Origin of the sequence: Nitrosomonas sp. Nm58 (genome assembly GCF_900107335.1) — a bacterium.
Taxonomy (GTDB): domain Bacteria; phylum Pseudomonadota; class Gammaproteobacteria; order Burkholderiales; family Nitrosomonadaceae; genus Nitrosomonas.
In genome coordinates this window covers 1-5,242 of the sequence record NZ_FNPQ01000086.1, presented here as the reverse complement: position 1 = coordinate 5,242, position 5,242 = coordinate 1, and the positions used below count along the sequence as shown (strand labels likewise).

Annotated in this window: 6 protein-coding genes; 2 read left to right on the top strand and 4 right to left on the bottom strand. The window is 43.3% G+C overall.

Annotated features, from left to right (window positions below):
- Positions 1-580 precede the first annotated feature (580 nt).
- From BLW34_RS14830 to glnA, 4 genes are all read right to left on the bottom strand, one after another.
- On the bottom strand, positions 581-1,042 hold the full coding sequence (locus tag BLW34_RS14830) for a methyltransferase family protein (RefSeq protein WP_090581217.1): 462 nt from the start codon (positions 1,040-1,042) through the stop codon (positions 581-583).
- 81 nt (positions 1,043-1,123) lie between these two features.
- Complete coding sequence (locus tag BLW34_RS14825) at positions 1,124-1,567, bottom strand: hypothetical protein (RefSeq protein WP_090581214.1); 444 nt, start codon at positions 1,565-1,567, stop codon at positions 1,124-1,126.
- A 25-nt stretch (positions 1,568-1,592) separates the two neighbouring features.
- Entirely contained in the window at positions 1,593-2,084 is a 492-nt protein-coding gene (locus BLW34_RS14820; RefSeq protein WP_090581211.1) for a DUF4124 domain-containing protein, read from the bottom strand.
- Positions 2,085-2,181: 97 nt separating this feature from the next.
- The gene (glnA, locus tag BLW34_RS14815) at positions 2,182-3,591 is read right to left on the bottom strand and encodes a type I glutamate--ammonia ligase (RefSeq protein ID WP_090544299.1); all 1,410 of its coding nucleotides are present in this window, start codon (positions 3,589-3,591) and stop codon (positions 2,182-2,184) included.
- Positions 3,592-4,194: 603 nt separating this feature from the next.
- On the opposite strand from glnA, the gene BLW34_RS14810 reads away from it, so the two are divergent.
- Both BLW34_RS14810 and BLW34_RS16280 read left to right on the top strand, forming a co-directional pair.
- The gene (locus tag BLW34_RS14810) at positions 4,195-4,590 is read left to right on the top strand and encodes an RNA-binding S4 domain-containing protein (RefSeq protein ID WP_218138884.1); all 396 of its coding nucleotides are present in this window, start codon (positions 4,195-4,197) and stop codon (positions 4,588-4,590) included.
- A gap of 373 nt (positions 4,591-4,963) precedes the next feature.
- Complete coding sequence (locus BLW34_RS16280; RefSeq protein ID WP_177166064.1) at positions 4,964-5,125, top strand: hypothetical protein; 162 nt, start codon at positions 4,964-4,966, stop codon at positions 5,123-5,125.
- The last annotated feature ends 117 nt before the right edge of the window (positions 5,126-5,242 follow it).

Below are 5,242 nucleotides of genomic sequence, written 5' to 3'. Positions count from 1 at the left end.
GCAGGGTATTTTTGTCCTTATCACCCAGCGAAATTTTCATTGGCGTTCTCATAATCGCCAATTCTATCATTTCTAAATATTAGTCGGGGACGTTAAACTAGTGGCTTACACTTTCCGCGAGAAGAAGCCTTCCCTTAATATTAGATTTTCTCAGGTTCTTCCAGCCGTGGTGTGATGATTTTAATGTCGAACTCACGTTATTCAGTTATTTTTCTCGCCAGAATAGCTTGCCGCTATGTCGTTTTTGAATTATCCGCCTCAATGTTGGAGCAGGCGCAAGCCCTTTTAGTAGATTACTTCGATTCATTGGAGAGAGGGTAAATTCGTGGGGATACATCAGGGTCGTCCCCGATTGATGTCAGCGTAACGAGGCCGTCCTCGCTTCCGGTCAATTTCTGACTAAAGCCAACCTCCTAAAATAAGGATGCTATGTTGTCAAGAATCAGCGTGAGTCTTTATCTTAACAAACTATGCCTTATCTATAAAAATTAAGTATTACAAACATCGTAGCATCAGTCTACCGCTGTAGTATGAAGTCCCCTTCTTGGATTGCAAGAAGTAATGATGCAAAAATCAGAACTCATAGCCACCTACGTACGCTTTTCGTATAGGTAATGTATTCCGTGCCAAATTTAGCAAGTAATGCCTGCTCCTCCGGAATAATCTGGAAACGATTCATATACCAAACAAAGACAGGCAACATTGCAAAGGAAAAAATATTCGACAGGAACACCGCCCACGACAAGAGTATCAGCAGAAATCCGACATACATGGGATTACGGCTTATTTTATAGACACCCCTAGTCACGATGGACGATGTTTTACCCGGCTGCATCGGATTGACTGTTGTCTTTGCCACTCTGAACGCAACCGCACCAGCCAGAATGAGCGCAATGCCAACTAAACTGACAGCAGAAGCCATAATGATTCGACCTGGAATAACCAGCACCAACTCAGGAGCAAGATCTGCAACAAACCACATGATGACACCCATAAACACCAGGACTACCGCGGGTGGAATTTTAAGTTCAAGTATGCTCATGGATTTTGAATTGAAATCGAAACAACAAAGTAACCGAAAGACATCTCACTATCTCTAAAGGCAGTCCCACTGCGTGCTTCTTTAATAGCCAGCACCTAAATTATAAAGCTCAATTTCAAGCGCCTCGATACTATCTTCGTAAAGAGCCATTTCTTCAATGGCTTGTTGCACACGGTCCTGATCACTGTGTTGACTCAAATCGTTGTCAGAAGAATTTTGATGAGTCGTTGCCTCACTTACGGACACTTGTTTTATCTCTTGATTGAACTTTTTATCGACTATTTCGATCGCTTCATTTTGCCCAGGCAGAGTTGCACCATTTTTTATTGCTGATCTTGCTGGATCATGACGAGATGCTGGCAATACTGTTATCTCAGGCAAATCGATTGGATAAGCGCCCTTTATTTCAGTATCAGAATAAAGGATTTGGCCGTCTTGGCCCAAATGCTTGTATACCCCTGACTGAGCCATACAGGGAAAACTAAATACAGGAAGCACCGAGAGCAAAATAGCTGCAATTTTCATGAAGCCTCACGCAGAATCTCAATGGTTAGTGATTTCCCAGCTCAATACGGAGCGCTGTGATGTTTCTTTCATGCAATGTAATTTGATTACGCAGCTTCTTTATACTTTCGTCTTCGGAAACATGAGTATCAGGCCACAATTGAGCATGATTAGCTGCAACGAGCTTCAAATTCTTTGTAGCTTCGCTTAAAACCCGCCGCATCTCCGCCAAGAGCTTTGTTTCTGCGGCCAATTCATTCTCAAGAATCTGGCGACGGTTAACGTCGCGTTTCTTCTGCTGATCATCACTTACCTTTGGAAAACCTCGTACAGCCAAAGGCGCTGTTGTCATGGCTTTTGCTACCACTCTCGGCCCTGCAGGATCAACCCGGAGCTTCTGTCCACCTTTAGCCGGGGCATTGGTATAAGTTACATGGCCATTCTCATCGACAAGCTTATAAATACCTGCCACCGCCTGAGTCACAGTAGTTAACAAAACTATCAAGACCGAAGCAATGGCGAGCTGTTTCTGCCCCATAGCAATCTCCCGACTGAAGAAATTTAAAGTTGATTAAATTTTCAATCAAACAGCGCTAAGGCAATAAAATAATAAACGCTTTAAATTTGCCCTTTATCTACAAACTGTAATACATCGAGAACTCGACTGGGTGCGTATTAATACGATAGAGCATGGCTTCCTCCATCTTCAGCGCAATGTAGGCATCAATCATATCATTAGAGAATACACCGCCCCGGGTAAGAAATTCACGATCCTTATCCAAACTCTCCAAAGCCTCCTCCAAAGAATTACAGGTACTCGGAACTTTGGAGGCCTCTTCAGGGGGAAGATCGTAAAGATTTTTATCCATAGGGTCACCGGGATGGATTTTGTTTTGAATGCCATCAAGCCCGGCCATCAGCAATGCGGTAAATGATAGATATGGATTAGCGATTGGATCGGGAAATCTTATTTCAATACGCCGTTGCTTAGGATTGCTGGCATGTGGAATACGCACTGCAGCAGAACGGTTACTAGCAGAATAAGCGATATTGACAGGTGCCTCAAAGCCAGCGACAAGTCTTTTGTACGAATTAGTACCGGGATTGGTAATTGCATTCAGCGCTTTTGCATGCTTGATAACGCCACCAATATAATACAGCGCTGTTTCAGACATTCCGGCGTAACCATTTCCCGAGAATAAATTCTTACCGTCTTTCCAAATTGATTGGTGGACATGCATACCGGAGCCATTATCGCCCACGATGGGTTTGGGCATAAAGGTAGCCGTCTTACCATAGGAATGTGCAACATTATGCACAACATATTTGAGCATCTGATTCCAGTCTGCACGCTTCACCAGGCTATTGAATCGAGTACCAATTTCACATTGGCCCGCATTAGCAACTTCATGGTGATGAACCTCGACACTGATCCCCATTTCTTCCAGAACCAGACACATCGCTGAACGGATATCGTGCAGCGAATCAACTGGCGGTACCGGAAAATAGCCCCCCTTGACCAAAGGTCGATGACCAATATTGCCATCTTCATATTTCTTTTTCGAACTCCAGGTGGCTTCCTCAGACTCGATTTCCAGGAAACAGCCTGCCATAGTGGTTTGCCAGCGAACAGAGTCGAAAATAAAAAATTCAAGCTCCGGGCCAAAATAAGCAACATCCCCAACACCTGTAGATTTAAGGTAAACCTCACCACGCTTTGCCAACGATCTCGGATCACGGTTGTAACCTTGCCCATCAGAAGGATCAACCACATCGCAAGTAAGAAACAATGTCGCTTCATCCATAAACGGATCCATCGTAGCGGTATCAGGGTCTGGCATCAGCAGCATGTCCGAGGCATGAATCCCTTTCCAACCTGCAATAGAAGAACCATCAAACGCGTGCCCATCTTCAAATTTATCTGCAGTAAACGCATGAGCAGGAACGGTGACATGATGCTCCTTGCCGTTAGTATCAGTAAAACGCAGATCAACAAATTTAACTTCATGGTCTTGAATTTTTTTTAAAACATCAGCTACCGCCATTTTTATCTCCAGACAGGCATTATGGTTTTTTTAAAAGCTATTTAAGAAAATTGTATATTGTATGTCACGCAAAGTATGAAATAAAAACAATGCCTTTGATACACAGAAAAGAACAAACTCCTCTACGTTCCTTAAATCATGTTCAGAAATATTATTCCAGGAATGTTTGCATCACACAGGGCAATTTAGCTATTGGCGATCCCGTACAGATTTTTCAGTCATCAAAAAACAAATATTTGATCTGCAATTCCAATTATTTACTAATTATATAATAATCCTACAATTTTGCCTTCTCCACCAGCTGCTATTCAGGTATGGTTCCCACACCCTCACCTACATTCACCAGTGTAACTATTTTTACGGTACTATCAGCATCGAATTTAGGTCAAAAACTTAGTCATTTATAGAAACTGCGATTCTGGACATCTAATTTTGACGTCACAATGAAAAAATATACCGGCAACCCTCATTTCACGTTATCGAAGAAAATTGCTTTCATTGTTGGCCCTAGCTTTCCTGCTGGTGGCCATTATTGGATCTGCGTTAACCTGATGGCATACTGCAGATATAGTAATGTTGCTAGCAGCAAGATATGACTAATCGATGATGACAAAAAACGATGTTGAAAAATTCCGCATTGATAAATGGCTTTATGCCGCGCGTTTTTTTAAAACACGCTCTTTAGCGGCAGAAGCGGTAGAGCGAGGTAAAGTACACATTAACGGCATGCGGATAAAACCAGCCAAGATGGTAGCGATAGGAGATATGCTCACCATTCGGATTGCTCATTATCAATATGATATTAAAGTGCTGGCATTGTCCAATAAACGTGGCTCTGCAGCAGAGGCACAAAAACTCTATCAGGAGACCGATGCGAGTCGTGAAGCACGTACAGCGCTTGCAGAACAAATTAAAATGCAGTCACAGCAATTTTATACCAAAGGCAGACCCACCAAACGTGACCGGCGTAAAATAGAGCACTTGAAGAGCCAGGAATAGCGCTTACCCTCCTCAGGGAAATTTTCGGCTATAGCGATTTCCATGGACAACAAGCTGAAATCATCGCTCATGTTGCCAGTGGGCAACGGTCATGATTGCTTGTTATTGATGCCAGTAGGTGGAGGAGAGTCGCTTTGCGCGAAATGGGCGTGCGGGCAGCCCATTTGCATTCCTCCTTCTCACAATCAGAGACCTCTGTGATTGAACAAAATCTGCTTGCAGGTGGCATACGATCTTACTCTATGTCGCATCAGAAAGACGGCTCACCTCCTGATTTCTGCATCTCATCCAGCGCACACAGCTAGCATTATTCGCTATCGATGAAGTTCACTGTATATCTCAATGGGAGTATGATTTCCGCCCGGAATATATTTTGCATAAAAGATTTCCGAATGTCCCACGCATTGCGTTGACAACAACGGCGGATACTGTGACACGTACCGAAATCATTCAGCGGCTTGATCTTGATCATGCACGCTTTTTATTTCCAGTTTTGATCGCCCCACTATTCATTACCGCATTGTCGATAAGATAAACGCTCGCACACAAAACTATTAAACGTGAGTTCGACATTAAAATCATCACACCACGGCTGGAAGAACCTGAGAAAATCTAATATTAAGGGAAGGCTTCTTCTCGCGGAAAGTGTAAG

Excerpts from the sequence above, each read along its gene's own strand:
- BLW34_RS14830 (WP_090581217.1), bottom strand. The coding sequence starts at position 1,042 with ATGAGCATACTTGAACTTAAAATTCCACCCGCGGTAGTCCTGGTGTTT.
- BLW34_RS14825 (WP_090581214.1), bottom strand. The coding sequence starts at position 1,567 with ATGAAAATTGCAGCTATTTTGCTCTCGGTGCTTCCTGTATTTAGTTTT.
- BLW34_RS14820 (WP_090581211.1), bottom strand. The coding sequence starts at position 2,084 with ATGGGGCAGAAACAGCTCGCCATTGCTTCGGTCTTGATAGTTTTGTTA.
- glnA (WP_090544299.1), bottom strand. The coding sequence starts at position 3,591 with ATGGCGGTAGCTGATGTTTTAAAAAAAATTCAAGACCATGAAGTTAAA.
- BLW34_RS14810 (WP_218138884.1), top strand. The coding sequence starts at position 4,195 with ATGATGACAAAAAACGATGTTGAAAAATTCCGCATTGATAAATGGCTT.